This is a genomic window from Pseudomonas sp. 2(2015), assembly GCF_000955865.1.
GTDB lineage: Bacteria > Pseudomonadota > Gammaproteobacteria > Pseudomonadales > Pseudomonadaceae > Aquipseudomonas.
On record NZ_JYOF01000007.1, the window covers coordinates 397,365 to 422,361 of the forward strand.

The 24,997-nt window shown below is 63.5% G+C and carries 26 protein-coding genes and 1 pseudogene; 8 read left to right on the forward strand and 19 right to left on the reverse strand.

The window, feature by feature from the left end:
• Nucleotides 1-3: 3 nt before the first annotated feature.
• The 6 genes and pseudogenes from UB48_RS13450 to metG form a co-directional block, all read right to left on the reverse strand.
• Nucleotides 4-528, reverse strand: coding sequence for an Rnf-Nqr domain containing protein (locus UB48_RS13450; RefSeq protein ID WP_045197749.1), 525 nt, complete (start codon nt 526-528; stop codon nt 4-6).
• On the reverse strand, nt 521-1,138 hold the full coding sequence (locus tag UB48_RS13455) for an RnfABCDGE type electron transport complex subunit G (RefSeq protein WP_045197751.1): 618 nt from the start codon (nt 1,136-1,138) through the stop codon (nt 521-523). The genes UB48_RS13450 and UB48_RS13455 overlap by 8 nt, the downstream gene beginning before the upstream one ends.
• Nucleotides 1,135-2,115 carry an RnfABCDGE type electron transport complex subunit D gene (locus UB48_RS13460; protein ID WP_045197754.1) on the reverse strand — a complete coding sequence of 327 codons (981 nt, stop codon included), beginning with the start codon at nt 2,113-2,115 and terminating at the stop codon, nt 1,135-1,137. Before UB48_RS13460 ends, UB48_RS13455 begins: the two co-directional genes overlap by 4 nt.
• A gap of 19 nt (nt 2,116-2,134) precedes the next feature.
• A pseudogene (gene rsxB, locus UB48_RS13465) lies at nt 2,135-2,956 on the reverse strand (electron transport complex subunit RsxB); the annotation flags it as partial.
• Nucleotides 2,953-3,534, reverse strand: a complete 582-nt coding sequence (locus UB48_RS13470) for an Rnf-Nqr domain containing protein (RefSeq protein ID WP_045197758.1) — start codon at nt 3,532-3,534, stop codon at nt 2,953-2,955. The gene UB48_RS13470 and the pseudogene rsxB, both read right to left, overlap by 4 nt.
• A gap of 90 nt (nt 3,535-3,624) precedes the next feature.
• Nucleotides 3,625-5,664: a methionine--tRNA ligase gene (gene metG / locus UB48_RS13475; RefSeq protein ID WP_045197760.1), complete on the reverse strand. Its 2,040-nt coding sequence runs from the start codon at nt 5,662-5,664 to the stop codon at nt 3,625-3,627.
• A 156-nt stretch (nt 5,665-5,820) separates the two neighbouring features.
• Here metG and apbC point away from each other — a divergent pair, with 156 nt between their 5' ends.
• The gene (gene apbC / locus UB48_RS13480) at nt 5,821-6,915 is read left to right on the forward strand and encodes an iron-sulfur cluster carrier protein ApbC (protein ID WP_045197762.1); all 1,095 of its coding nucleotides are present in this window, start codon (nt 5,821-5,823) and stop codon (nt 6,913-6,915) included.
• A gap of 130 nt (nt 6,916-7,045) precedes the next feature.
• Here apbC and UB48_RS13485 read toward each other — a convergent pair whose 3' ends face one another.
• Nucleotides 7,046-7,255: a cold-shock protein gene (locus UB48_RS13485; RefSeq protein ID WP_010221054.1), complete on the reverse strand. Its 210-nt coding sequence runs from the start codon at nt 7,253-7,255 to the stop codon at nt 7,046-7,048.
• Between the two features lie 351 nt (nt 7,256-7,606).
• Here UB48_RS13485 and dcd point away from each other — a divergent pair, with 351 nt between their 5' ends.
• Nucleotides 7,607-8,173 (forward strand): dCTP deaminase, encoded by a 567-nt coding sequence (gene dcd, locus UB48_RS13490; protein ID WP_028943496.1) that lies wholly within the window; start codon nt 7,607-7,609, stop codon nt 8,171-8,173.
• A gap of 99 nt (nt 8,174-8,272) precedes the next feature.
• Complete coding sequence (locus tag UB48_RS13495; RefSeq protein ID WP_045197764.1) at nt 8,273-8,506, forward strand: hypothetical protein; 234 nt, start codon at nt 8,273-8,275, stop codon at nt 8,504-8,506.
• A gap of 3 nt (nt 8,507-8,509) precedes the next feature.
• Here the strand turns inward: UB48_RS13495 and UB48_RS13500 are convergent, their stop codons facing one another.
• From UB48_RS13500 to UB48_RS13550, 11 genes are all read right to left on the reverse strand, one after another.
• The gene (locus UB48_RS13500; protein ID WP_045197766.1) at nt 8,510-9,274 is read right to left on the reverse strand and encodes an ABC transporter ATP-binding protein; all 765 of its coding nucleotides are present in this window, start codon (nt 9,272-9,274) and stop codon (nt 8,510-8,512) included.
• Between the two features lie 23 nt (nt 9,275-9,297).
• Nucleotides 9,298-10,413 carry a succinylglutamate desuccinylase/aspartoacylase family protein gene (locus tag UB48_RS13505; RefSeq protein ID WP_045197768.1) on the reverse strand — a complete coding sequence of 372 codons (1,116 nt, stop codon included), beginning with the start codon at nt 10,411-10,413 and terminating at the stop codon, nt 9,298-9,300.
• A 7-nt stretch (nt 10,414-10,420) separates the two neighbouring features.
• Nucleotides 10,421-11,131: an ABC transporter permease gene (locus UB48_RS13510; protein WP_038999132.1), complete on the reverse strand. Its 711-nt coding sequence runs from the start codon at nt 11,129-11,131 to the stop codon at nt 10,421-10,423.
• Nucleotides 11,128-11,856 carry an ABC transporter permease gene (locus tag UB48_RS13515; protein WP_045197771.1) on the reverse strand — a complete coding sequence of 243 codons (729 nt, stop codon included), beginning with the start codon at nt 11,854-11,856 and terminating at the stop codon, nt 11,128-11,130. The genes UB48_RS13510 and UB48_RS13515 overlap by 4 nt, the downstream gene beginning before the upstream one ends.
• A gap of 64 nt (nt 11,857-11,920) precedes the next feature.
• Entirely contained in the window at nt 11,921-12,703 is a 783-nt protein-coding gene (locus UB48_RS13520) for a transporter substrate-binding domain-containing protein (protein ID WP_045197773.1), read from the reverse strand.
• Between the two features lie 164 nt (nt 12,704-12,867).
• On the reverse strand, nt 12,868-14,907 hold the full coding sequence (locus UB48_RS13525) for a c-type cytochrome (protein ID WP_045197775.1): 2,040 nt from the start codon (nt 14,905-14,907) through the stop codon (nt 12,868-12,870).
• Nucleotides 14,908-15,101: 194 nt separating this feature from the next.
• A complete protein-coding gene (locus UB48_RS13530) occupies nt 15,102-17,543 on the reverse strand; it encodes a penicillin acylase family protein (RefSeq protein WP_045197777.1) in 2,442 nt (813 codons plus the stop codon).
• A gap of 176 nt (nt 17,544-17,719) precedes the next feature.
• Nucleotides 17,720-17,920, reverse strand: coding sequence for an SEC-C metal-binding domain-containing protein (locus tag UB48_RS13535; protein WP_010221064.1), 201 nt, complete (start codon nt 17,918-17,920; stop codon nt 17,720-17,722).
• A 6-nt stretch (nt 17,921-17,926) separates the two neighbouring features.
• Nucleotides 17,927-18,397, reverse strand: a complete 471-nt coding sequence (locus UB48_RS13540; RefSeq protein ID WP_045197779.1) for an LEA type 2 family protein — start codon at nt 18,395-18,397, stop codon at nt 17,927-17,929.
• A 4-nt stretch (nt 18,398-18,401) separates the two neighbouring features.
• Entirely contained in the window at nt 18,402-18,878 is a 477-nt protein-coding gene (locus UB48_RS13545; protein ID WP_045197781.1) for a YchJ family protein, read from the reverse strand.
• 4 nt (nt 18,879-18,882) lie between these two features.
• Entirely contained in the window at nt 18,883-19,377 is a 495-nt protein-coding gene (locus tag UB48_RS13550) for a DUF6231 family protein (protein ID WP_045197783.1), read from the reverse strand.
• Nucleotides 19,378-19,537: 160 nt separating this feature from the next.
• Between UB48_RS13550 and UB48_RS13555 the strand changes: the two genes are divergently transcribed.
• The 4 genes from UB48_RS13555 to UB48_RS13570 all read left to right on the forward strand — a co-directional run bounded on the left by UB48_RS13555 (nt 19,538) and on the right by UB48_RS13570 (nt 22,176).
• The gene (locus UB48_RS13555) at nt 19,538-20,230 is read left to right on the forward strand and encodes an OmpA family protein (protein ID WP_045197785.1); all 693 of its coding nucleotides are present in this window, start codon (nt 19,538-19,540) and stop codon (nt 20,228-20,230) included.
• A 90-nt stretch (nt 20,231-20,320) separates the two neighbouring features.
• Nucleotides 20,321-21,040 (forward strand): OmpA family protein, encoded by a 720-nt coding sequence (locus UB48_RS13560; RefSeq protein WP_045197787.1) that lies wholly within the window; start codon nt 20,321-20,323, stop codon nt 21,038-21,040.
• 109 nt (nt 21,041-21,149) lie between these two features.
• Complete coding sequence (locus UB48_RS13565) at nt 21,150-21,425, forward strand: DUF1145 domain-containing protein (RefSeq protein WP_045197789.1); 276 nt, start codon at nt 21,150-21,152, stop codon at nt 21,423-21,425.
• Nucleotides 21,418-22,176 carry a hypothetical protein gene (locus UB48_RS13570; protein WP_045197791.1) on the forward strand — a complete coding sequence of 253 codons (759 nt, stop codon included), beginning with the start codon at nt 21,418-21,420 and terminating at the stop codon, nt 22,174-22,176. Before UB48_RS13565 ends, UB48_RS13570 begins: the two co-directional genes overlap by 8 nt.
• A 70-nt stretch (nt 22,177-22,246) precedes the next feature.
• On the opposite strand, the gene UB48_RS13575 is transcribed toward UB48_RS13570, so the two are convergent.
• Complete coding sequence (locus tag UB48_RS13575; protein ID WP_045197792.1) at nt 22,247-22,705, reverse strand: CopD family protein; 459 nt, start codon at nt 22,703-22,705, stop codon at nt 22,247-22,249.
• A gap of 96 nt (nt 22,706-22,801) precedes the next feature.
• On the opposite strand from UB48_RS13575, the gene dinG reads away from it, so the two are divergent.
• On the forward strand, nt 22,802-24,946 hold the full coding sequence (dinG, locus tag UB48_RS13580) for an ATP-dependent DNA helicase DinG (RefSeq protein WP_045197794.1): 2,145 nt from the start codon (nt 22,802-22,804) through the stop codon (nt 24,944-24,946).
• Nucleotides 24,947-24,997 lie beyond the last annotated feature (51 nt).

Consider the following 24,997-nt stretch of genomic DNA (forward strand, 5'->3'; position numbering starts at 1 on the left):
GGGTCAAAGCGTTCCTTGACGACGGGAAAGGGCTCGCCGTTGGCAAACCCGGTTATACAGGGCGAGTATCAGGCCCAGAAGGATCAGGGCGCCGGGCAACATGCCGGCCAGGCGCAGGTTGGCAAACTCACTGAGCAGCTGGCGCGTGAACCCCGCGGCCATGCACAGCGCAGCAAATGCTGCCAGTGTGGTAGCTGCGGTACGCCAGCGGGCACTGTTACCCAGGGCCAGCTCGAACAGCAGGCATTGTACGGCGATCAATGCCGGATAGCGGCCCAGCTCCAGTGCCAGCGGCAGGGCCCAGGCGCGCAAGCCTAGCTCAAGGCAGGTGACCAGCAGGGCGGCCATCAGCACGCTTGCGAACAGGCGGGCGTCAGCGTCCAGCTGTTTGCGCAGGGGTGTCATGCACAGACGGTGCAGGCCGACGGCCAGCAGGCTTAACAGCGCCATGGTGCTGGCCTGCAGCAATGTCTGTGTGGCGCCCAGCACGGGCGCCAGGCTTATTGCGGCGAGCCATTGTCTATTCATCCGCACCTGCGCTTAGCAACTGTTGGCGATGCTCGTCGAAATAGCGCAGGGCATCGTGGGTGGCTTGAATGACGGCGCGGGAGGTGACGGTGGCACCGGCCAACTGATCGAACTGGCCGTTGTCACGCTTGAGCGCCCAGGCTGAATCAGGCGTTTTTTGCCGGCTGTTGCCGACAAAGCCTTGCAGCCAGGTGTTGCCGGGTTCCACCAGCTTGCCGCCCAGGCCTGGCGTCTCCTGTTGTTGCAGCACCTTGACGCCGATCAGGCGACCCCCCTCATCAATGGCAATCAGCAGGTCCAGCGGGCCGCCGTAACCCTGGCTCTGGCTGTGCAGCACAACGGCGCTCGGCTGGCCTTTCAAGGTTGCCAGATAGCCTGCGAGCAGCCGGCTGTGGTCCAGGTTGGTGGCGCCCAGAGTCAGGGGCTGTTGCAGCGGTTGGTTGTCGTAGGCCTGCTGCGCCAGAACGCTCAGCCAGCGTTGGGCCTTGAGCTGCTGCTCGGCGGCAGTGATGCGCGCGGTGGTGAACTGTTGCCAAAGCACCGTGCCACCCACGGCCAGCACGGCAAGGCTCAGTAGCAGGGCGGTGGTGCGAATCGACGAGGTGCTCATGATGTTTGCCCGCGTTCTGCCCAGCGCTCCAGGGACGGAACACAAAGATTCATCAGCAGGACCGCGAAGGCGGCGCCGTCGGGGTAGCTGCCCCAGGTTCTGATCAGGTAGATGAGCAAGCCTGCGCCGACGCCAAACAGCAGCTTGGCCTTCGGGCTTTTCGCTCCTGAAACCGGCTCGGTGACAATGAAGAACGCCACCAGCATGGTTGAACCGGACAGCAGGTGCAGCAACGGCGAGCCGTTTGAGTCCGAGCCCGAGCCGTTCCAGCACAGCAGGCTGGCCACGAACAGGCTGGCCAGCAGGCCGAGCGGCGCATGCCAACTGATGACCTTGCGTTGCACCAGAAGCAAGCCGCCGAGCAAAAAGGCCAGGTTGACGAATTCGCTGCCGCGACCGCCAAGGTGGCCGAAGCCTGGATGACTGGCGAACAATTCATCGATGGTCAGGCTGCGGTTGTTGCGCAGGCCGTCGAGTACCGTGGCTTGCGCCCAGGCGTCGGGCTGGTTGCCCAAATCAAGGCCGAACACTTGCTGCAGCGTGTCGGTCAGGCCCAGCATCTGGGTGACCGGCCACTGGGTCATGTGCTGCGGGAACGACAGCAACACCAGCGCATAGCCGAGCATCGCCGGGTTGAACAGGTTCTTGCCGACGCCGCCGTACAGTTGCTTGCCCAGGGCAATGGCACTGCTGGCGGCAATTGCTGGCAGCCACCAGGGCGCGTAGGCGGGCAGTGCCGCTGTCAGCAGCACCGCAGTCACCAGGGCGCTGCCGTCGTTCAGCGCCGGCAGGCCTGGCCGTTGTTGCAGTCGCAGCAGCGCCGCTTCAGTCGCCAGCGCCGCAACGGCGCACAGCAGCAGGTTCAGCAGCAGCCCCCAGCCATGCAGCCACAGCAGGGTCAGCAACCCGGGTGCGCTGGCCAGCAGCACCATGGCCATGGTGCTGCGCAGGCGCTCGCTGCTATCAGCCGTGGCCATTGGCGGCCGCCGGTTGCAGTGCTTGCAGGCGAGCCTGGGCCTGTTGCGCTTCGTGCTCAAGTTCAGCCAATTGTGCTTGCTGGGCCTGGTTCGGCGCCTCGCCAAAGGCGCTTCGGGCCTTGCTCAGTTGCGCCCGGCTCATGGCGGCGGCGATTTTTGCCTGCTTCAGCGCTGCATCGGCGGCCGCGGCTTTCTGCGCCTTGACCCGTTCGATGGCGGCCTTGATCGGGTCGTCGACAGTGGCGCCCGGCGTGGTGATTGTGGCAGTGGCCGCACGCTGGCTGCGGGCCAGGCGTTCGGCCTGCTTGCGGGCTTCTTCGCGCTGCAGGCGGTTGTTGCGCTGCTCGAAGCGCCGCCGCGCCTGGTTACGCTTGTGGCTGCGGGCCTCGAGGGTCTGGGTGTCTTCGGCCAGGCCACCGACAATCGGCACGATGTTGCTGTGGGCGGTCAATGGCAGCAGGTCGATGCAGTCCACCGGGCACGGTGCCACGCACAGGTCGCAGCCGGTGCATTCGGCGCTGATCACGGTGTGCATCAGCTTGGCGGCACCGATGATGGCGTCCACCGGGCAGGCCTGGATGCATTTGGTGCAGCCGATACATTCGGCTTCACGGATATAGGCGACTTGCGCCGGTGCACGGCCGCGCTCGTGGTCGAGTTCGATCACCGGCACGTGCAACAGCTTGGCCAAGGCTGCGATGGTTTCGCCGCCTCCGGGTGGGCATTTGTTGATCGCTTCGCCCGCCGCCAGGCCTTCGGCGTAAGGCCGGCAACCAGGATGGCCACATTTGCCGCATTGGGTCTGCGGCAACAGGGCGTCGATGCGTTGAATCAAGCTCATGGGTTGAATAGTCCGTTGAATCCGAGAAACGCCATGGCCATGATCCCGGCGCCGATCAGCTCGATCGGCAGGCCGCGAAAGGCCAGGGGGATGTCATCGTGGTCGCTGCGCTGGCGCAGGTCGCTGAACAGGCCCAGGGCCAGCCAGAACCCCAGGCCACCGCCCAGGCTCCAGCCCAGGGTTTGCAAAATCCCATAGCTGCCTTCACTGGCTTGCAGGCTCAAGCCTAGCAGCGCCAGGTTACCTACCATCAGGGGCAACAAACCGTCGAAGGGCAGGGTTGGCAGCAGGCGTGTCAGCACTGCGAGCAGCGGCTTGATCGGTAACACGCACAGCGCCAGGAACACGAACAGGCGCAGGTATTCAAGCTGCAGGGGCAGCAACGCCAGGTGATAAATCAGTTGCCCAAGCCCGACCGCCACTACCAGCGACACCAGGGTCGCCAGGCCCAACGCATGCACCTGGCGCCGATCCGGATCGGTGTCGCTGCGCAGCAAGGGGTCGATGGCCAGCCCCTGGTGCAGGACCAGGTTGTTGATCAGCGCGGCGCTGACCAGGGCCAGGAAGAATTCGCTCATGAGGGGGCCGAATGCTGAGGCTGTCCGCCATTATCCGGCAATGACGCGAAGATGAGAACGCCCCGGCCGCAATCGGCCGGGGCGTGAGCCTTACTTGATGCGCTGGCCCGGCTTGGCGCCGCTGTCAGGGCTGAGCAGGTAAATTTCTTCACCGCCGGGGCCTGCGGCCATGACCATGCCTTCGGAGATGCCGAAACGCATTTTGCGCGGCTTGAGGTTGGCGATCATCATGGTCAGGCGACCTTCGAGCTTGGCCGGGTCCGGGTACGCCGACTTGATGCCGGAGAACACGTTGCGTTGCTCGTCACCGATGTCCAGGGTCAGGCGCAGCAGCTTGTCGGCGCCCTCGACGGCTTCGGCCTTGAGGATCAGGGCCACCCGAAGGTCGACCGCGGCGAAGGTGTCGAAGTCGATCTCGGCCGACAGCGGATCCTTGGCCAGTTCGCCATTGCCGGTGACAACGCTGGTCTGGCTGGCGGCCAGGTCTTCCTTGGAAGCGGCGGTCATGGCTTCGACCTTGGCCGGGTCGATGCGGCTCATCAGCGCCTTGAACGGGTTGAGCTGATGGTTGCTCAGGCGGGTCTGGTGATCGGCCCAGGTCAGTGGCGCGACATTGAGGAACGCCTCGGCGTCGGCGGCCAGCACCGGCAGCACCGGCTTGAGGAAGATTACCAGCTGGCGGAACAGGTTAATGCCCTGGGCGCAGATCGCCTGGACTTCGTCCTGCTTGCCTTCCTGCTTGGCCAGCGACCACGGCGCCTTGTCGGCGATCCAGGCGTTGGCGCGGTCGGCCAGGGCCATGATTTCGCGCATGGCACGGGCAAAGTCGCGGCCTTCGTAGGCTTCGGCAATACCCGGGGCGGCAGCGAGGAAGGCCTCGGTCAGTTCCGGTGCGGCGTCGCCGGCCACCATGACGCCGTCGTTACCCTTGTGGATGAAGCCTGCACAGCGGCTGGCGATGTTGACTACCTTGCCAACCAGGTCGGAGTTGACCTTCTGGATGAAGTCTTCAAGGTTCAGGTCGAGGTCGTCGACGCCGCGGCCCAGTTTGGAGGCGTAGTAGTAACGCAGGTATTCCGGCGCCAGGTGATCGAGGTAGGTGCGGGCCTTGATGAAGGTGCCGCGCGACTTGGACATCTTCGAACCGTTGACGGTCAGGTAGCCGTGCACGTTGATGCCGGTCGGCTTGCGGTAGCCGGCGCCTTCGAGCATGGCTGGCCAGAACAGGGCGTGGAAGTTGACGATGTCCTTGCCGATGAAGTGGTACAGCTCGGCTTTCGAATCCTTGTTCCAGAACGCGTCGAAGTCCAGCTCCGGGCGGCGGGCGCACAGGTTCTTGAAGCTGGCCATGTAGCCGATCGGGGCGTCCAGCCAGACGTAGAAGTACTTGCCCGGCTCGTCGGGAATCTCGAAGCCGAAGTACGGCGCATCACGGGAGATGTCCCATTCCTGCAGGCCGGCATCCAGCCATTCGGCGATCTTGTTGGCCACCGCGTCCTGCAGGGTACCGCTGCGGGTCCACTGCTGGAGCATGGCCTGGAAGTCTGGCAGCTTGAAGAAGAAGTGTTGCGAATCCTTGAGCACCGGGGTGGCGCCGGAAATCGCCGACTTGGGGTTCTTCAGCTCGGTTGGTGCGTAGGTGGCGCCGCATTTTTCGCAGTTGTCGCCGTACTGGTCTTCAGCCGCGCACTTGGGGCAGGTGCCCTTGATGAAGCGGTCGGCCAGGAACATTTTTTTGTCCGGGTCGAAATACTGGGTGATCGAACGGGTAGCGATGTGCCCGGCGTCACGCAGCTTGAGGTAGATCTGGCTCGACAGTTCGCGGTTTTCTTCGGCGTGGGTCGAGTGGAAGTTGTCGAAGTCGACCAGAAAGTCGGCGAAATCCCCGCTGTGCTCGGCCTGGACGGCGGCAATCAGTTGCTCGGGGGTGATGCCTTCTTTCTCGGCGCGCAGCATGATGGCCGAGCCGTGGGCGTCGTCAGCGCAGACATAAATGCACTGGTTGCCGCGAAGCTTCTGGAAGCGCACCCACATGTCTGTCTGGATGTACTCGAGCATATGGCCAAGGTGAATGGAACCATTGGCATAGGGCAGGGCGCTGGTGACGAGAATCTGACGTGGCTCGGACATGGGGGCTCGGCTACTTTTTTCGGCTACTTGAGATGAAACGGTGATCGGCCACTATAAAACGCCGGGAAATATATTTCACCCCATGGACGTATCTGAAGAGGGATGACGGGTTAGCATAGTGGTCTGTTTTGCTCAGTCTTTATCACGGGAGTCTCCATGAGTGCCGTCACTCGCGCAGCCGTCGAAGCCGTTCTTCGCCAGTACACCGACCCATACCTGAACCAGGACCCGGTCAGCGCCGGCTGTGTCCAGGCCATTGATATCCAGGGCGATCGCGTCAGCGTGCAGCTGCAACTGGGCTATGCCGCCGGCCTGTTCAAAAATGGCTGGGCGCAGGTGCTGCAAACGGCTGTCGAAGGTCTCGACGGGGTTACCTCGGCGCGGGTCGAAATCAACTGCGTGATCGCCGCACACAAGGCCCAGGCGCAGATCCCGGGCCTGGCCAACGTCAAGAACATCATCGCCGTGGCCTCCGGCAAGGGCGGTGTCGGCAAATCGACCACCGCCGCCAACCTGGCCCTGGCCCTGGCTCGCGAAGGCGCGCGGGTAGGCATTCTCGATGCCGACATCTATGGCCCGAGCCAGGGCGTGATGTTCGGTATCGCCGAAGGCACCCGCCCGCAGATTCGCGAGCAAAAGTGGTTCGTGCCGCTCAAGGCCCACGGTGTCGAGGTCATGTCCATGGCTTTCCTGACCGACGACAACACGCCGATGGTCTGGCGCGGTCCGATGGTCTCCGGGGCCTTGCTGCAACTGGTGACCCAGACCGCCTGGGACGATCTCGACTATCTGGTGATCGACATGCCGCCTGGCACCGGCGACATCCAGCTGACCCTGGCGCAGAAAGTCCCGGTGGCCGGCTCGGTGATCGTTACCACCCCGCAAGACCTGGCGCTGCTTGACGCCAAGAAGGGCGTGGAGATGTTCCGCAAGGTCAATATCCCGGTGCTGGGCGTGGTCGAGAACATGGCCGTGCACATCTGTTCGAACTGCGGCCATGCCGAGCATCTGTTCGGTGAGGGCGGTGGCGAGAAGCTGGCGGCGCAGTACGGTGTCGAACTGCTGGCCTCGTTGCCGCTGTCGATGCTGATCCGCGAACAGGCCGACAGCGGCAAGCCGACGGCGATTGCCGAGCCGGAAAGCCAGATCGCCATGGTCTACCAGGAGCTGGCCCGCCAGGTCGGTGCACGGATCGTGTTGCAGGAAGCGGCGGCGCCGGCGATGCCGAATATCACTATCAGCGAGGACTGAGGTGATTTTCGCGGGGCAAGCCCGCTCCTACCGTAGGAGCGGGCTTGCCCCGCGATGAGGTCAAAATCCAGGGCATAAAAAAAGCCCCGCCTGTTAAGGGCGGGGCTTTCTTCAAGCTGTAAAGCGGAAGTTAGATAACTTCTACTTCTTCAGCCTGCATGCCTTTCTGACCGCGGGTAGCGATGAAAGAGACCGCTTGGCCTTCTTTCAGGCTTTTGAAGCCGTCAGCTTTGATGGCTTTGAAGTGTACGAACAGGTCGTCACCGGATTGTGGGGTGATGAAGCCGAAGCCTTTTTCATCGTTGAACCACTTAACGGTACCGGTTTGGCGATTGGACATGGTCTGTCTCCTTGGACAAAGTTAACTACGACTCAGGAAACGCCCTGGCCGAGACTGAGTGCAAAGAGGCAGAAAATTCATGAAGATGGGTTGATCGAAATCTTGCATCAGGTAGATATTCTCAGTGACACGTGCAGCACAGTGGCGTCACCTTAACCCTTTTTCCAGAACGTGCCAATGGTCTTGTGACGCTTTCTCATAATTCATGACTGACGGTGCCTCGCGCTCCCGTGCAGGCCCCGTGGTACGGGGATCCGACGGTTGATGCTGCATGGAACTTTGAACCCGGCGCCGGGCCCGGTAAGATGCGCCACAGAATTTTTTCACCACGCAATTTCAGGACACCCCGCCATGAGCATCAAATCGGACAAGTGGATTCGCCGCATGGCGCAGGAACACGGCATGATCGAGCCGTTCGTCGAGCGCCAGGTGCGCGGTGAGAGCGACAACCGGCTGATCTCCTTCGGCGTCTCCAGCTACGGCTACGACGTGCGCTGCGCCGACGAATTCAAGGTGTTCACCAACATCAACTCGGCGACCGTCGATCCGAAAAACTTCGACGCCGGCAGCTTTGTCGACGTCAAGAGCGACGTCTGCATCATCCCGCCGAACTCCTTCGCCCTGGCCCGCACCGTCGAATACTTCCGTATCCCGCGCAACGTGCTGACCATCTGCCTGGGCAAGAGCACCTACGCCCGCTGCGGCATCATCGTCAACGTCACCCCGCTTGAACCCGAGTGGGAAGGTCACGTGACCCTGGAGTTCTCCAACACCACCACGCTGCCGGCGAAAATCTACGCCAACGAAGGCGTGGCGCAGATGCTCTTCCTCGAATCCGACGAAGAATGTGAAGTGTCCTATAAGGATCGTGGCGGTAAATACCAGGGCCAGCGCGGCGTTACCCTGCCACGCACCTGAGGCGACAAGGCGAGGGAATTCCTTGCCTGCGGCGTACTCCAATGAGTTGAACTGTTCCGCCCGGCAACACGCCAGGCGGACGTCAACCAGGAGCCGCCCATGAAACTCGACCCGACCATCAGTGCCAAGCTGGCCGTGCTACAGCCCAACAGCGTTGGGATGTTGGCCTGGTCGCTGCTGGCCCATCCGCACCCGCACATCCTCCACGCGGGCGGCGTGCCCGGTCAGCCTGATCCAGACACGCCTATCCCTGCACAGCCGGGTGATACCCCACCGATGGAGCCGGGTGAGCCCACTCTGCCTGACGAGCCGCCACCAGCCCCCGTCGCCTGACCGCTACTTGAGGTTGCCGCTGAGAAACTGACGCAGGCGTTCGCTTTTTGGATTGCCCAGTACCTCGTCCGGCGGCCCTTGCTCCTCCACCAACCCCTGGTGGAGGAACATCACCTGGCTCGCCACCTTGCGTGCGAAGGCCATTTCGTGGGTCACCATGATCATGGTCCGGCCCTCTTCGGCCAGGCCCTGAATCACCCGCAACACTTCGCCGACCAGCTCCGGGTCCAGCGCCGAGGTCGGCTCGTCGAACAGCATGACTTCCGGCTCCATGGCCAGTGCCCGGGCGATAGCCACCCGTTGCTGCTGGCCGCCGGAGAGAAATGCCGGGTATTGATCGGCCACCCGCGGTGCCAGGCCGACTTTGTCCAGGTAGCGCCGGGCGCGCTCCTCGGCCTCGTGCTTGCTCACGCCCAGCACCCGTCGCGGCGCCATGGCGATGTTGTCCAGCACGCTCAGGTGGCTCCACAGGTTGAAGTGCTGGAACACCATGGCCAGGCGCGTGCGCAGGCGCTGCAGCTCGTCCGGATCGGTGACGTGCAGGCCATGATGGTCCTGGGTCATGTGCACCGGCTTGCCATCGAGGGTCATGCTGCCTTCGTTGGGTTGCTCGAGGAAGTTGATGCAGCGCAGGAAGGTACTCTTGCCCGAGCCGCTGGCGCCGATCAGGCAGATCACGTCGCCGGTCCTGGCCTTGAGCGATACGCCCTTGAGCACATGGTGCTCGCCGTAGCGTTTGTGCAGGTCTTCGATGGTCAGTTTGTACATGCGCAGGCTCTAAAGGTAAGGGGTCAAGGCGACAGCAGGTAGCCGCTGCGGTAGGCCTGGTTGCCTGCCACATGGGCGATGACCATGCCGGCGGTGGCCATGCGCCGCAGCGAGCGGGCATAGAGCAGGCCCGGCTGGCTGTTGCGCACCGGGGTGACCCGGTCGCTGAGCGGGTCGATAACTTCGGCGATCAGTTGGTCGGCCTGCAGGTACTGGCCCGGCTTGGCGTGGAACACCAACAGGCCGCCCAGCGGCGTTGCCACCGGTTCCACCCCGGCCAGCGGCGTTGCCGGGTAGCTGAGGGCGGGCAAGGTGGCAGGTTCGCCTTCAATGGCGCCGTAACGGGTCAGGTACTCGAGAATCGCCGTGCAGTCCTGTTCCGCCAACGGATGGCTGACATCGCCCTGGCCACGCAATTCGACGGTCACCGAAAAGCTGCCCTGGGGGATCGGGAACTGCTTGGCGAAGCGCTGCTGCAATTGCCACCAGACCAGGGTGAAACATTCATCGAAGGACTGCCCGCCCGAGTCGGTGGCCAGCAGGCTGGCCTGGGCGCCCAGGTAGCGCGACAGCGGTTCGACCTGCGGCCAGGCTTCGGGCGTGGTGTACAGGTGCGCCACGGCTTCGAAGTCGCAGTGCAGGTCGAGCACCATCTCGGCGTCGCAGGCCAGGCGTTGCAGGGTCAGGCGCTGGGATTGCAGCGGGGTGTGGGCGGCATGGGCATCCAGGGCGCGGCGCAGGCTTTCGCGGATCAGGGCAATGTTGTGCTGCGGATCCTGGGTCAGGTGATCGGCAATCTGGTCGCCGATCTGGTCGCTCAAGTCAACGAAGTGGCGGTTGAAGTTCTCGCCGCTTTGCAGCTCGTAACGGCCCAGCGGCACATCCATCAGTACCTGTTCCAGGCCTACCGGGTTGGCGATCGGTACCAGCACGATTTCGCGGCGCAGCAGGCCCTGGGCCTCAAGTTCGGCCAGGCGTTGCTTGAGGTGCCAGGCCACCAGCATGCCGGGCAGTTCATCGGCATGCAGCGAGGCCTGGATGTAGATCTTGCCGGCGCCGCGGGGGCCGAAGTGAAAGCTGTGGATCTGGCGGGCAATGCCTGGAACCGGCGCCAGAATGTCGTGGGTCGAGTGATGCATATCAGTCCTAGTGTGTCGGTCCTAGAAAAGCCAGCCAGCGACGTTCGGCGATGCGAAACAGCCCTACCAGGGCGAAGGTCACGCACAGGTAGATCAGCGCGGCGATGCCGAACGACTGAAAGGTCAGAAATGTGGCCGAGTTGGCGTCGCGGGCGACCTTGAGGATGTCCGGCACGGTGGCGGTGAAGGCCACCGTGGTGGAGTGCAGCATCAGGATCACTTCGTTGCTGTAGTAGGGCAGCGAGCGGCGCAGCGCCGACGGCATGATGATATAAGCATAAAGTTTCCAGCCGCGCAGGCCATAGGCCTTGGCGGCCTCGACTTCACCATGGTTCATGCTGCGGATCGCCCCGGCGAAAATTTCCGTGGTGTAGGCGCAGGTGTTGAGGGCAAAGGCGAGGATGGTGCAGTTCATCGCATCGCGAAAAAAGCTGTCGAGCAGCGGCTGCGCGCGCACCGCTTCCAGGCTGTAGATGCCGGTGTAGCAGATCAGCAACTGGATATACAGCGGTGTGCCGCGGAACAGGTAGGTATAGAACTGCACGGGCCAGCGAACCCAGAAGCGCGGCGAAACCCGCGCAATCGACAACGGGATCGAAACCACGAAGCCAATCGCCAGGGCTGCGGTGAGCAACCACAGGGTCATGGCCAGGCCGGTGATGTGGGTGCCGTCGGTGTAGAGGAAGGCACGCCAGTATTCCTGCAAGAGCTCGATCATCGGATGGCCTCCCGGGTGCCGACGTTGTAGCGCCGTTCCAGCCAGCGCAGGGCGACGTTGGAGGCGCTGGTGATCAACAGGTAGATGAACGCCGCGACCATCAGGAAGTAGAACAGCTGGTAGCTGCTCTTGCCGGCGTCCTGGGCGGCCTTGACCAGGTCGGCCAGGCCGATGATCGACACCAGAGCAGTGGCCTTGAGCATCACCATCCAGTTGTTGCCGATGCCGGGCAGGGCGAAGCGCATCATTTGCGGAAAGACCACGAAGCGAAAGCGTTGCAGGCGCTTGAGGCCGTAAGCAGTGGCCGCTTCGACCTGGCCGCGCGGCACGGCGAGAATTGCGCCGCGAAAGGTTTCGGTGAAATAGGCGCCGTAGATGAAGCCCAGGGTGATGACCCCGGCGGCGAACGGGTCGATCTCGATGTATTCCCACTCCATGGCGTCGGTGAGGCTGGTCAGCCAGGTTTGCAGGCTGTAGAAAATCAGCAGCATCAGCACCAGGTCAGGCACGCCGCGAATCAGCGTGGTGTAGGCCTGGGCGATCAGGCGTAGCGGGCGCAGCGGCGAGAGCTTGGCACTGGCGCCGAGCAGGCCCAGGCCAACGCTGACCAGCAGCGACATGAAGGACAGTTTGAGGGTCATCCAGGTGCCCTGCAGCAGCAAGGGGCCGAAGCCCTTCAAGCTGAATGCCGAGAGCCCCAGGAACTGCAGCAGGTCTTCGAACATGAAGCGAACCTATGCCAGTGGACGCGATCATGCGGGAACCGGCGTTTGCCGGTTCCCGCAGTGGTTATTTGCCGCTGTAGAGGTTCAGGTCACCGAAGTGCTTTTTCTGGATCGTGGCGTAGGTGCCGTCGTCGTGTAACGCTTTGATACCTTTGTCCAGGAGTGCCTTGAGCTCAGTGTTACCTTTTTTGATACCGACTGCGGTCTTGGACGGCAGCAATTCGCTGTCGACCGGCTCACTGACTTCATAGTCGGCGCCTTGTGGCGACTTGAGAAAGCCCAGTTCGGCCTGGAGCATGTCCTGGATCGAGGCATCCAGGCGTCCGGAGGTCAGGTCGGAATAGACCTGGTCCTGGTTCTGGTAGGCCTGGGTCTTGACCCCGGCCTTGTCCAGCACGGCCTTGGCGTAGGCTTCCTGGATGGTGCCTTGCTCGTAGCCGACAGTCTTGCCCTTGAGCGAGGCCGGGTCAGCGGTCAGGCCTGCACCTTTCTTGAACACCAGGCCGGTAGGGCCGGAGAACAGCTCGCTGGAGAAGTCGATGACTTTTTCCCGTGCCGGGGTAACGGTCATCGACGAGATCACGCCGTCGAACTTGTTGGCCTTGAGCCCCGGAATCATGCCGTCAAAGTCACTTTCCACCCACTTGCACTTGACCTTGAGCTCAGCACAGATGGCATTGCCCAGGTCGATGTCGAAGCCCACCAGGGAACCGTCGGCGGCTTTCGATTCGAACGGTGCATAAGACGGATCGACGCCGAAGCGCAGCTCCTTGTATTCCTTGGCCAGGGTGTTCCCCGCAGCCAGACACAACGCGAGTGCGGAAAGCGTCAGCCATGCTTTTTTCATTGTGTGTCCTTGGATTCGCAAAGTGTTGGGGTGGCAAAGGGCCGTTACCGGTCGATGCCAGACAACACAGTGATAGCAAGTTTCACACCATATTCCAGGCCAGCCCCACATTCAGTGGGAACTGGCCTTGCCTGCGAGGGGCCGCAGCGCGGCCCTGAACAGCCTCAGTAACGCGCATCCACCGGCTTGCCGCCGTTGGGCCAGTCCTTGACCTTGTCCGGGAAGTCCGGCCGTGGCTGTTGCGAGAACCAGGCCGCGACGTCCACTGCCTCCTGGTCGCTCAAGCCGCCCTGGCCCAGGGGGAATTTCTCGTGAAAGCCGATCGGCATGTTGCGTTTGACGAACGCCGCAGCGGTATAGGTGCGGGCCATGCCGGCGCCGATGTTGAACGACTGATCGCCCCACAGTGGTGGGTACACCAGGCTGCCGTCTTCTCGGGCCAGGCCCTCGCCATTGCTGCCATGGCACACCGCGCACTGCTCGGCATACACCTGCTTGCCGTTGTCCAGGTCTGGCTTGATCGCCGTGTCGATCTTGCCGACCCCGCGCCCGGCCACCTTGTCGCCCGGCTGGGTGTTCATCTTCATCCAGTCGAAATAGGCCACCATCGCCTGCATGTCCGCCGATTGCGGCGGTATCGGCTTGCCGTTCATCGAACGCCGGAAGCAGCCGTTGATGCGCTCTTCAAGGGTGACTTCCTTGCCCGCCCGCGGAGCGTAGCTGGGGAAGAACGCCGAGACGCCGACAAACGGCGAGCCGTCGGCCACGGTGCCGGCGTTGAGGTGACAGCTGGTGCAGTTCAGCGCGTTGCCGACGTTGTCCGGCAACAGCTCGCGGGTTTGCAGGTGCAAGCGCATGCCGCGGATCACCTGGTCGGCGTTGGCTGCGGCGAGCAGGTTGGCCAGGCGCGGGGTTTCAAAGGCGCTGGAGTCGGTGGTCTGCGGATTGAGCTGGTCACGCAGGGTTTTCACCTGCTTGGCAGTGATCGGCGAGCTGTTGTTGCCCCAGCGACCGCGCACGAAGGTGAGGATCTCGGCGATCTCTTGATCGGCCAGGCGGGCGAAGCCGGGCATGGTGTAGACCCGCGAATGGGTGGCGGTCTGCGCGGTTTCCCAGCCGGTGAGGGTGATGTGCAGCAGCGAGGTCGGGTTGGCCGAGGCGATGCTCGGGTTGCCGGCCAGTGGCGGGAACAGGCCCGGGACCCCACGCCCGTCCGGGCGGTGGCAATCGCTGCAGAACTGGGTGTAGCCCAGGCCGCCGCGGCTGCTGAACAGGTCATCCGGGGCAACGGTTGCGGCCAGCGGAACATCCGGCATCGGCAGGTCATCCTTGCCCGGCGGCAGCGATTTCAGGTAGCTGGCGATAGCCACCAGGTCGCCGTCGCTAAAGTGCTGGGTACTGTGATGAATGACGTCGGCCATGTTGCCCGACACCGTGGCAAAGCGGTTCTGCCCGGTCTTGAGCAATTGCACGGTGTCTTGCACGGTCCACAGGTTGCGCAGGCTCAGGGCCTGCCAGTGCTCTACGGTTTCACCGGCAAGGAAGTGCTTGCCGCTGCGGCCGGCGTCGCTCATGGCCTTTTCCTGGAAGGCGATGCCGCGTGGGGTATGGCAGGCACCACAATGGCCCAGGCCCTGCACCAGGTAGGCGCCCCGATTGAGCACTTCGTCCTTGGCGGGATCGGGCTCGAAGGGCTCGCTGTCGACGAAGGCGAAGTTCCACAGAGACAGGCCCCAGCGCATGTTGAACGGCCAGCTCATGTCCGCTTCCTGGTTGGACTGGCTGATCGGCGTCACGCCCTGCATCAGGTAGGCGTACAGGGCGCGCATGTCCGCTTCGCTCATTTTCGCGTAGGACGGGTAGGGCATTGCCGGGTACAGGTTGGTGCCGTCCGGGGTCACGCCTTCGCGCATGGCCTTGTCGAACTGCTCGAAGCTGTAGCGGCCGATGCCAGTGTCCGGGTCGGGGGTGATGTTGCTTGAGTAGATGGTGCCCATCGGTGTTTTCAGTTGCAGGCCACCGGCCATTTCCGGTGCTTGCGGTGCGGTGTGGCAAGCAATGCAGTCGCCGAGCTGGGCGATGTATTTGCCTCGGGCAAGCAGTTCGCTGTCGGCCGCCGCTGCCGGGGGCGGCTCGCTGGCGAATACGGAGAACGAGAACACGGTCGTGGCCACCAGGGCCAGACGGGAGAAGGCAGATGCCATTGCATTATTCCTTTAGTCACCTGGCCTGGGGTGGTCCCCTGGGCGCAGGGCTGCAATCGTTTTTATGGTTCATCAGGCAGAGGCGGGTAACGAAACCTGCCTCAGTTTCGTTGTAAGGGATTTGCTGGCGGGGGCTGTTGATATGGATCAGCGCAGCCGGCATTGCACCGGCTGCGCATGTGGATTGCGCGGTTTTACCTGCCCGGCACCAGGGTCAGGCGCTTGTTGCCGTAGGCGCGGTCGAAGTTTTGTGGTTGCAGCGGCAGGCTCATGTAGCGGCCCTTGAACCAAGCATCCAGACCATCGGCAAAGTGCGGGCTGGCCGGGTTGCCGGACTGGCCGCTGCTGCTTTGCAGTTGCAGCGGTTCAATCTGACCGAAGTCCACCACCATGCGCAGTGACGGTGCCAGTTGTGCGTTGAAGTCCTTGCCCCAGGCGTAGGGCGCAAGGTTCAGGGTGCTGTGGTCGCCGCCCGTGGCCAGCGGGCCGCGACTGACCGCGTCACCCAGGCCATGAAAAGTCGGCGCCGGCCAGCGGTACTGGTGCAGTTTGCCCCATTGCCAGGCGCGCTGATTATTGCCCAGTTGCGCTTCGCCGGCAGTGATTGCTGCTGCCAGGCTGCGGGCGAGAATGGCCGGTTTGTCTTCTTTTTGCGCGGTGTTCTGATCGTCCCAGAACGGGCTGTCTTCGCGGCCGAGCAAGTGGTCGGCCTGGGCCGAGTACGACAGCCGGGCGTTACCGACAAAAGCCTGCCAGCTCGGGCTGGACTCAGGGCCGAGCTCGTCGAGGAAGGTCAGCTTGGCACTTTCCTGCAGGAACAGTTGGTACAGGGCGGCATCTGCCGAGGTGGTGCTCAGTCGGCCGTCGAAGGCCATCAACCGGGTGTAGGCCTCGCGTGCCTTGGTCCGTTGCTCGGCAGGCAGGGCGTCGATTGCCTGCTTCAGCGGTTGGGCCATGCCGGGGGCTTGGAACATTTTCTTCAGCTTGTCGGCAAACAGCGTGGTCTGGTCGCTTTGCATCAGCATCAGGCTGCGGCTGTCGTGCTTGCCGTTGCCGGCCAGTTGCGCCAGGCGCTCGGCACGCTCGGGGTAGTACCAGCTGTTGGACAGCTGCATGCCATAGCCTTTGGGCACGCTGCGCTGGTTGGCATTGCCGATCCAGCCTTGGGGCGGGTCCTGGTCGTAGGGGTGGAGCATCGGGTCGGCGTAGCCGTCCCAGTCGTAGCGTCCGTCCCAGCCCGGCGACGGCAGCAGGCCCTGGCCCTCGCGGCGGTTGGGGAAGCGCCCGCTGACCTGCCAGCCGATATTGCTGGCGTCGGCAAACACGAAGTTCAGCGCCGCAGCGCCAATCTCGCGGGTGTTGTCGAAGGCGCGCTCGACATTCTGCGCCCGCGACAGGTTGAAGAACGCATCCAGGCTCTGGTCGCCCTTGAGCTCGGGCATGCGCAGGGCCAGGCCCAGGCTGGCGTTCTGCGGCTGGCCGAGCAGGGTGCCGTGGCGGGTGTCGTACAGGGTTTCACGCAGCGGGCGCTGGCCCTTGATGAAGAAGGTTTCGTTGCGGGCCTGGGCTGGCAGCCATTTACCGTCGGCCTGGTACATCAGGCGGCTGCCTTCCTTGCGCAGTTTTTCCAGGAACAGGTCCTGGTTGTCGGCCATCACCGCGCTGGCGCTCCAGGCCAGCTTGCCGTTGTAGCCTGAAAGCACCAGCGGCAGGCCGGCGATGGATACGCCAGCGGCCTGGTACTTGGGCGAACGGATCTGCACCGGGCTCATCGCCCAGGCACCAAGGGTATCGCTGGCCATCAGGCTCTTGCCGCTGCGACTGCGCTGCGGGGCAATCGCCCAGTTGCTCGAGCCGGCGCTGCCGAGCAGGTTGAGTGCGGCCAGTTGCTCGCTGACTGCGGTCAACGGTGCCAGGCCCGCGAGCTGGGTGTTCAGGTTCAGGCCTTTGAGCTTGTCGGTTTCGCTCAGCGCCAGCGGTTCGTCAGGGTAGCTTGGCAGCAGCCAGGCCAGTTTGTCGGTACCGACTTTTTGCGCCAGGCCCAGGGCTGCGAGTTCTTCCTGCAGGTTGACCGACTGGCTGAAGTTGTACAGGCAGAAGATCAGCGCCGAGTCCTCGGGCTTCCAGTATTCCGGACGGTAGCCGCTTTGCGCCAATGGTGCCGGCAGCTTGTCGCGGTAGCGGAACATATAAGCGTTGACGCCACGGGCATACACCTCGAAGAAACGCTTGAGGCGTGGCGAGGCATCGGCATACAGCTGGTTGGCGCTGGCCTTGAGGTTGGCCGCGCGCATCAGGCGGTCGACTTCCAGCACGTCGGCACCGGCCATTTCCGCAAGCCGGCCTTGAGCCAGCAGGCGCATGCCAACCATCTGCCCGATGCGGTCACCGGCGTGGATATAGCCCAGGGCGAACAGCGCGTCGTGGAAGTTGTTCGATTCGATCAGCGGCATGCCCAGGGCGTTGCGGCGCACCGACACATTTTGTGCCAGGCCTTTGAGCGGTTGCACGCCCGTGGCAGGCAGCACGCTGTCGCGCTGGCCGGCCATCTGGCAGCCACCCAGGCTGAGCAGCCCGAGCATCGCAGCGGCTACGCCGAACCGGGGGGTAAAAGGGGGAAGGGCTGGCGCGGCCATGATCAGGCTCCTGCAGGGCGTGGCGGTAAAAGGCGCTACGTTAGTGAGCGCGATCACACCATGCAAGCGGGGCGCAGCCTTTATTTTCACCAGCTGACGAGGCGTCGGGCCGGCAGGGGAGCTAGCGGTCGCGCCGGCGTACTGCGCAAGCGCCGACCACTAGCAAAAGGCCGCGATCAGGCGCCGTGGCACTTCTTGAACTTCTTGCTGCTGCCGCATGGGCACGGATCGTTGCGGCCGACGTCCTTCAGGGCGTTGCGCACCGGCTCCTGGTGGCCGTGGTTGCAGTGCGGGCCGTGTACATGGCCATGGTCATGGTCGTGATGATCATGATCGTGGTTGCAGTCAGGGCCATGGACATGGGGTTGCTGGGTCATCTTGGGTTACTCCGGAATAAGATCGCCGGGAATTATCTCACCACTGCGCGACAAGTGCAGGTCGCGGGCGAAGAATAATCCGCTGCTCATCTCACCTTCCAGGCGATAGCGCAGTGGGCCTTCGCTGCCTTTGAGCAGTTTGGCCAGGGGTTTGACCTGCTGCCAGAGGTTGGTGCGCACCGGGATCTTGAAGGTGCGCCGCGCGTGCGGGCCGACACTGCGCCACAGGCTGGCCTCGCCTTCGGTCAACGGCAGGTCGTTGATCAGCACCTTGTAGCCCAGGTAACGGATGAACAGACGGCTGTCGTTGGGGTTGTCGACCTGGACATGCAGTACGAATTCCTGCTGCAGCAGGCGCATCTTCAGCGGTTCAACCTTGAGCAGATGCACCTGTGGGTCCTGGTAGTCGCTGTCCAGCCAGCTGGCGCAGCCCGCCAGTTGCAGGAGCAGAACGCTGATCAGCAGCAGGCGGGCCATCAGCTCAGCTACCCAGGTAACTGGAGCAGCACTTCTTGAACTTCTGCCCGCTTTCGCATGGGCAGGGATCGTTGCGCGTGGCCTTGAGGCCGACGGTCGGGTCAATGAAGTACCAGCGGCCGTGGTTCTGCACGAAGGCCGAGCGTTCGCGATGGCAATGCTCGCCATCGCTGTCGTGCCAGCGAGCGGTAAAGGTGACAAAGGCATGTTCGGGCTTGCCGCCGAACACCTCGGCGCCTTCGACTTCAAGGCCCAGCCAGGTGCTCTGCTGGCTCCAGTTGCGGATCGCCTCGCGGTCGAGCCCGGCTTGCTGCGCTGGCAGGGTGGTGGTCACCAGATAGTCGACCAGCCCCAGCACGTAGGCGCTGTAGCGCGAACGCATCAGGGTCTGCGCGTCGGGGGCGGGGAGCCCAGCGTGATAATGCCCGCAGCAGGTATCGAGCAGATCGCCGCTACCGCAAGGACAAACCGAGACACTCATTGCTTCACCACCAGTACTTGCCAAAATTTTCCGGGTTGGCCCAGAACTTGGCGTTGAGCCAGTCCGGGACCTGCTTGTATTCACGTAGATCATAGGTGAACAGGTTCAAAACCTGCGCATCGCGCTGGAATTTTTCACTGGCTTGCAGGGCCAGGGCGAAGAAGTCGGTTTCTTGCCAGCCGCAGGCGCTCAAGTCGGCCAGCACCGCCACGCGGCTGGCATTGAGGTTGCGGATGCCGCCGAGCAATTGCAGGCCATCGCGTTTGCTCAGGTGCTCGAGGCAATCGACCAGCAGCGCCAGGTCGAAGCGTTGCGCCGCAAGCTCGGCCGGCAGAGCGCCGGGGTTGGCCACGGCGATTTGCGCCTGCGGGTGCGCCTGGGCGAAAGCCTCCAGGGCCGGAAAGCGCTCGCCTATCAATAGCAGGCGCTGCGGCGCATAGCGATCAAGCAGGGCGGCCAGGGCCTGTTGCGGGGTGCGCTGGGAAAAACCGTCCATCATCGGGAATCCTCGGTCAGATGGGGCAAGACTAACGGTCTGGCGCCACTTGGCATAGTGCCGCGGCGCCGCATCATGGCCTATTGCTGGCGGATATCAATGAGGCGGTCTTTACTCCCAGAGCATCGGTTTTGCACCGATTCCCCCTAGGAGATGCAACAAAATGAGCATAGTACGCACAGCATTACCTCTGGTTCTGCTAACCAGCGTGTTGACTGGTTGTGCAGGTTTGCAAAAAACCGACTGGCCGAAGTGTGCTGCCGTCGGGGGCGTAGGCGGCGCAGCCCTGGGCGCTATCGAGAGCTCCAGCTGGGCAGGCTGGGGCGCGCTGCTCGGCGCGGGCATGGCCGCCGGTTATTGCTGGGCCCACGGCGATGGCGACGAAGACGGCGATGGCGTGCCGGACAGCCGCGACAAGTGCCCGGGCACGCCACGTGGCGTGCAGGTCGATGCCAACGGATGCCCGCCGGAGCCTGTCGCCGTGGTCGAAGAAGTGGCCGTGGTCAAGGAAGAGGTCATTGTCATTCGCGATGTTCACTTCGAGTTCGATTCGGCCAAGCTGACCGCAACCGACAAGGAGCGCCTCAATACCATTGCCACGCGCCTGAAAAACGAAGCGGCGAGCGCGCGCTTGAGTGTCACTGGCCACACCGACAGCAAAGGCTCCGATGCCTACAACCAGAAACTCTCGGAGCGCCGCGCGCATTCGGTCACCGAATACCTGATCGAGAGCGGCGTGCCACGTGCCAGCTTCGTCTCGGTGCGCGGTGCCGGTGAGACCCAGCCGGTTGCCGACAACGCCACTGCCGATGGCCGGGCGCAGAACCGTCGTACGGAAATTCGCATCGAGCGCTGAAGCGCCAGCGGCCTGCGGCTTGAGAAGTACCGCAGGCCGGTCTTTACTCCTGTGTGACCGGTAGAGGCCGGTGACACAGGAGCAATTCTCATGAGTGTTCTCTTCAAGGCCACACTGCCGGTCCTTCTGGCCGCAAGCCTGCTCTCCGGTTGTGCGACCCACAGCGATGGCAGCGCCCCACTCAATCAAAGGACCTGGCCTATCTGCAGCTTGCTTGGCGGTCTGGTCGGTGGCGGTCTGGGTGCCATCGAAAGTTCCGCCTGGGCAGCCGGTGCCGGTGCTGCCGGCGCGATTGCCGGCGGCCTGATCTGTTATGCCCAGGACGGTGACGAGGATGAAGACGGCGTGTTCGACCGTCGCGACCTCTGCCCCGACACGCCGGCCAACACCCCGGTCAGCCATACCGGTTGCCCGCTGCCGCAATACCCAGCGAGCCAGAAAGCGCCGGAGCCTGCACCGACCTCGGAAGTGATTACCCTCAGCGACCAGGGCGCGGTGATGTTCGCCTTTGACTCGGCGCAGTTGACCAGCGCGGCCCAACAGCAGTTGCAGGCGCTGACCAGCAAGCTCAATGGCGCCAATGTAACCAGCGTCAAAGTCGTCGGCCATACCGACAGCCAGGGCTCGGACGCCTACAACCAGGCGCTGTCCGAACGGCGAGCCAGCAGTGTTGCCGAGTACCTGATCAGCCAGGGCCTGTCGCCAGCCAAGGTCACCAGCCAGGGCAAGGGGGAAAGCCAGCCTGTCGCCGATAACGACACTGATGCCGGGCGGGCGCAGAACCGCAGGGTGGAACTGCACCTTAATTGATCGAGCCACTGACACAAGGACTGGCACAAGGAGCGTGTCAGCCGTTACTGTTGCAGGCGATGCCAGCACCCCTGGCATCGCCACCGAAAAATAACAACGGGGGGCGCCTATGCAAGGTTTACTGGGGCTGGCCAAGGCCCTGACCGTGGTGTTCTGGTGGGTGGTACTGGTCAATCTGCTGATACCGCTGGAGCACCCCTTCCACCTGCTGATCAATGCCGCCGGTGCCGCCCTGCTTGGCCTGCACTTGCTGGAAGTATTGATGTTCAATGGTTGCCTGCGTGAGCGCAGCCATCGTTGGTTCGATCGCTTGCAGATCCTGCTGGTCGGTATTTTTCATGTTCTTTCAATTCCGGCACCCCGCAAGGAAGCTGCTAATGCGTAAATTGATCATTCTGGCTGCATTGTTCAGCCCTCTGGCCCTGGCCGACGCCATCAGCGTGGCGGCCCATTCGGTGCTGCGCCTGCCAAACAAGGCCAGCGTCGTGCATTTGCAGCGCCTGGAGGTTGCTGATTCCGCCACCCTGGTGCTGCCCGCCAGCCTGGTCGATCTCAGGGTCGATGAGTTGCTCCTGGGCCAGGAGGCGCGGATTGCCATTGTGCCGGCCGAAACCACCCTGCAGCTTGAAGTGCAACGGGCCAGCTTCGGCGAGGGCAGCCAGATCGTTGCCCATGGTGCCCCGGGCACTTACGAAAAAGCGGCAAAGGCCGGGCGCAACCTGGAATTGCAACTGCATGAGCTCAAGGCCTCGACCCTGGCCATTGATGCCCGTGGCGGCGCCGGTGCGCCGGGTTATGTCGGCCTTGATGGCGCCAATGGCAAGCCGGGGGGCTGCACCTGGGGCCAGGCCAGCCGCGGCGCCAATGGCGACAACGGTGGCAATGGCCATGACGGCGCGCCGGGTGGCCGGGTGCGGCTGGCGTTGCCGGCAGGTTTTCCTGCCGAGCGCATCGTGGTCCAGCTTGATGGCGGTGCGCCAGGCGCGGCGGGTGCAGCCGGCAAGCCGGGTGTCGGTGGCGCAAGCAAGGGCTGCCTGGTGTACAGCACTGCGGGTGGTGCAGCAGGCAAACCTGGGGCTGCGGGTCAGCCGGGAGCGGCGGGTGCAGTTGGAGAGTTGATCTTGCAGCGCCTGTAAAAGCACGCGCCGGCCCCTGTTGGAGCCGGCTTTGCCGGCGACGGGCTGCAAAGCAGCCCCTTGACCTGGTTCACCACAGCACCCCTCCCGACAACACCACCGCAATCCCCAGCACCAGGTTGAGCCCGACCATCCGCCGAATCCTCGCCATCACCGCCGCACCCGCCGGCCAGTCCTCAGCCTGCACCGCCTGGCGCAGTTCCGGGTACAGCAACGACTGGACACGAAAGAACACGGCAAACATCGCAATCGCACCGCCGATCATCACCTGGACATGCCGTGGCGTGGTCTCGAAGCTGGCAAAACGGGTGTTGACCATGAACATACCGCTGATCGCCAGCACCGCGATTGCGATCCATACCCAGCCAAAAAAACGCTGAAACACTTCTACCCACAGGCGTAGGCGAGCGGGGCCTTCCAGGGCTGCAACCGCCGCCGGGCGCAGGATCAGCCAGGCAAAGAACATCCCCCCGACCCACACCAGGGCGGCCAGAACATGCAGGCTGTAAGACAGGGCAAAGACGGGCATGGGGATCTCCATTCGGCGCAAAGGGCAATAGCGGGGTATGATAGCGACCCAATCGAAACACTGAAAATTTATCCAGCCCTTCGGGCGCCCGACACCATGATCAGCAACGAACTCAAAACCACGATTCAGGGCGCCTATTCGCGTTTTCTCGAAGCCAAGAGCCTTAAGCCGCGCTACGGCCAGCGTCTGATGATTGCCGAAGTGGCCAAGGTGCTTGGCGATATCGACTGTGACGACGAAGGCCGGCGCGTCGGTGAACCAGCGGTGGTCGCGGTCGAGGCCGGCACCGGTACTGGCAAGACAGTGGCCTACAGCCTGGCCTCGATTCCGGCGGCCAAGGCGGCCGGCAAGCGCCTGGTGATCGCCACCGCCACGGTTGCCCTGCAGGAGCAGATCGTCTTCAAGGACCTGCCCGACCTGATGCGCAACAGCGGCCTCAATTTCAGCTTCGCCCTGGCCAAGGGCCGTGGCCGCTACTTGTGCCTGTCGAAACTCGACGTGCTGCTGCAGGAAGGCCAGGCGCAATCGGCCACTGCCCAGCTGTTCGAGGAAGAAGGCTTCCGGATCGAGGTCGACGAGGCCAGCCAGAAGCTCTTTACCAGCATGATCGAGAAGCTCGCCGGCAACCGCTGGGATGGCGATCGTGACAGCTGGCCCCAGGCTCTGGAAGACCAGGACTGGGCGCGCCTGACCACCGACCACAGCCAGTGCACCGGGCGCCATTGCCCGAACTTCGGCCAGTGCACCTTCTACAAGGCCCGCGAAGGCATGGGCAAGGTCGATGTAATCGTCACCAACCACGACATGGTTCTCGCCGACCTGGCCCTGGGCGGCGGCGCCGTGCTGCCGGACCCGCGCGACACCATTTATGTATTCGACGAAGGCCACCACCTGCCCGACAAGGCCATCGGCCATTTCGCCCATTACACCCGTTTGCGCTCGACTGCCGACTGGCTCGAGCAAACCGCCAAGAACCTGACCAAGCTGCTGGCCCAGCATCCGCTGCCGGGCGACCTGGGCAAATTTATCGAGCAGGTGCCGGAGCTGGCCCGTGAGATCAAGGCCCAGCAGCAGTTCATGTTCAGCGCCTGCGAGCAGGTTGCCGATTTCCGCCCGGGCGAAGACATGGAAGGCCGTGAGCGGCCCCGTCATCGTTTCGAAGGCGGCGTGGTGCCTGAGCACATGCGCGAGATGGGCATCGAGCTGAAAAAGGGCTTTTCGCGCCTCAGCGACCTGTTCACCCGCCTGACCGAGCTGCTCAAGGAAGGCATGGATGGCGAGGTCAATATCGGCATCGCCAGCCATCAGGCCGAGGAGTGGTACCCGCTGTTCGGCAGCCTGCTGATGCGCGCCCAGGGCAACTGGGAGCTGTGGACCGCTTTCACTGCCGAAGACCCGGAAGACAGCCCGCCCATGGCCCGCTGGCTGACCCTGGCCGAAAGCGGTGCGCTGTTCGATATCGAGGTCAATGCCAGCCCGATCCTCGCCGCCGAAATGCTCCGGCGCAACCTGTGGAACGTCGCCCACGGCGCCCTGGTGACTTCGGCCACCCTGACTGCGCTGGGCAAGTTCGATCGCTTCCGCATGCGTGCCGGGCTGCCCAAGACTGCGGTCACCAGCGTCGTGCCGAGCCCGTTCCATCACGTCGATGCCGGTGTATTGCGAGTGCCGGACCTGCGCGCAGACCCGCGTGATGCCGCCGCCCACACGGCGGCGATCATCCGCGACCTGCCGGAGCTGGTGGAAGGTTCGCGCGGTTCGCTGGTGCTGTTTTCCTCGCGCAAGCAGATGCAGGACGTGTTCGACGGCCTGGATCGCGACTGGCGCAAGCAGGTGTTCATCCAGGGCAACCTGTCCAAGCAGGAAACCCTCAACAAGCACAAGGCGCGGGTCGATGGCGGTGATTCCAGCGTGCTGTTCGGCCTCGCCAGCTTCGCCGAAGGCGTCGACCTGCCGGGTGCCTATTGCGAGCACGTGGTAATTGCCAAGATTCCTTTCGCCGTGCCGGATGACCCGGTCGAAGCCGCCCTGGCCGAATGGATCGAGGCCCGTGGCGGCAACCCGTTCATGGAAATTGCCGTGCCGGACGCCTCGTTGCGGCTGATCCAGGCCTGCGGGCGGCTGCTGCGCACCGAAGAGGACCGCGGCACCATCACCCTGCTTGACCGGCGGGTGGTCACCCAGCGCTACGGCAAGGCTATTCTCAATGCGTTGCCACCGTTTCGCCGGGAAATTTCCTGAAAACCCGGAGCGCAATGCTCCGGGCGTTGTCTATCACTCAGTTCAAGGCCC

Excerpts from the sequence above, each read along its gene's own strand:
- UB48_RS13500 (WP_045197766.1), bottom strand. The coding sequence starts at position 9,274 with ATGTACAAACTGACCATCGAAGACCTGCACAAACGCTACGGCGAGCAC.
- UB48_RS13520 (WP_045197773.1), bottom strand. The coding sequence starts at position 12,703 with ATGAAAAAAGCATGGCTGACGCTTTCCGCACTCGCGTTGTGTCTGGCT.
- UB48_RS13495 (WP_045197764.1), top strand. The coding sequence starts at position 8,273 with ATGAAACTCGACCCGACCATCAGTGCCAAGCTGGCCGTGCTACAGCCC.
- UB48_RS13455 (WP_045197751.1), bottom strand. The coding sequence starts at position 1,138 with ATGAGCACCTCGTCGATTCGCACCACCGCCCTGCTACTGAGCCTTGCC.
- dcd (WP_028943496.1), top strand. The coding sequence starts at position 7,607 with ATGAGCATCAAATCGGACAAGTGGATTCGCCGCATGGCGCAGGAACAC.
- UB48_RS13460 (WP_045197754.1), bottom strand. The coding sequence starts at position 2,115 with ATGGCCACGGCTGATAGCAGCGAGCGCCTGCGCAGCACCATGGCCATG.
- UB48_RS13545 (WP_045197781.1), bottom strand. The coding sequence starts at position 18,878 with ATGAGTGTCTCGGTTTGTCCTTGCGGTAGCGGCGATCTGCTCGATACC.
- UB48_RS13525 (WP_045197775.1), bottom strand. The coding sequence starts at position 14,907 with ATGGCATCTGCCTTCTCCCGTCTGGCCCTGGTGGCCACGACCGTGTTC.
- apbC (WP_045197762.1), top strand. The coding sequence starts at position 5,821 with ATGAGTGCCGTCACTCGCGCAGCCGTCGAAGCCGTTCTTCGCCAGTAC.
- UB48_RS13530 (WP_045197777.1), bottom strand. The coding sequence starts at position 17,543 with ATGGCCGCGCCAGCCCTTCCCCCTTTTACCCCCCGGTTCGGCGTAGCC.
- metG (WP_045197760.1), bottom strand. The coding sequence starts at position 5,664 with ATGTCCGAGCCACGTCAGATTCTCGTCACCAGCGCCCTGCCCTATGCC.
- UB48_RS13515 (WP_045197771.1), bottom strand. The coding sequence starts at position 11,856 with ATGTTCGAAGACCTGCTGCAGTTCCTGGGGCTCTCGGCATTCAGCTTG.
- UB48_RS13535 (WP_010221064.1), bottom strand. The coding sequence starts at position 17,920 with ATGACCCAGCAACCCCATGTCCATGGCCCTGACTGCAACCACGATCAT.
- UB48_RS13565 (WP_045197789.1), top strand. The coding sequence starts at position 21,150 with ATGCAAGGTTTACTGGGGCTGGCCAAGGCCCTGACCGTGGTGTTCTGG.
- UB48_RS13540 (WP_045197779.1), bottom strand. The coding sequence starts at position 18,397 with ATGGCCCGCCTGCTGCTGATCAGCGTTCTGCTCCTGCAACTGGCGGGC.
- UB48_RS13560 (WP_045197787.1), top strand. The coding sequence starts at position 20,321 with ATGAGTGTTCTCTTCAAGGCCACACTGCCGGTCCTTCTGGCCGCAAGC.
- dinG (WP_045197794.1), top strand. The coding sequence starts at position 22,802 with ATGATCAGCAACGAACTCAAAACCACGATTCAGGGCGCCTATTCGCGT.
- UB48_RS13550 (WP_045197783.1), bottom strand. The coding sequence starts at position 19,377 with ATGATGGACGGTTTTTCCCAGCGCACCCCGCAACAGGCCCTGGCCGCC.
- UB48_RS13570 (WP_045197791.1), top strand. The coding sequence starts at position 21,418 with ATGCGTAAATTGATCATTCTGGCTGCATTGTTCAGCCCTCTGGCCCTG.
- UB48_RS13470 (WP_045197758.1), bottom strand. The coding sequence starts at position 3,534 with ATGAGCGAATTCTTCCTGGCCCTGGTCAGCGCCGCGCTGATCAACAAC.
- UB48_RS13505 (WP_045197768.1), bottom strand. The coding sequence starts at position 10,413 with ATGCATCACTCGACCCACGACATTCTGGCGCCGGTTCCAGGCATTGCC.
- UB48_RS13450 (WP_045197749.1), bottom strand. The coding sequence starts at position 528 with ATGAATAGACAATGGCTCGCCGCAATAAGCCTGGCGCCCGTGCTGGGC.
- UB48_RS13575 (WP_045197792.1), bottom strand. The coding sequence starts at position 22,705 with ATGCCCGTCTTTGCCCTGTCTTACAGCCTGCATGTTCTGGCCGCCCTG.
- UB48_RS13555 (WP_045197785.1), top strand. The coding sequence starts at position 19,538 with ATGAGCATAGTACGCACAGCATTACCTCTGGTTCTGCTAACCAGCGTG.
- UB48_RS13485 (WP_010221054.1), bottom strand. The coding sequence starts at position 7,255 with ATGTCCAATCGCCAAACCGGTACCGTTAAGTGGTTCAACGATGAAAAA.
- UB48_RS13510 (WP_038999132.1), bottom strand. The coding sequence starts at position 11,131 with ATGATCGAGCTCTTGCAGGAATACTGGCGTGCCTTCCTCTACACCGAC.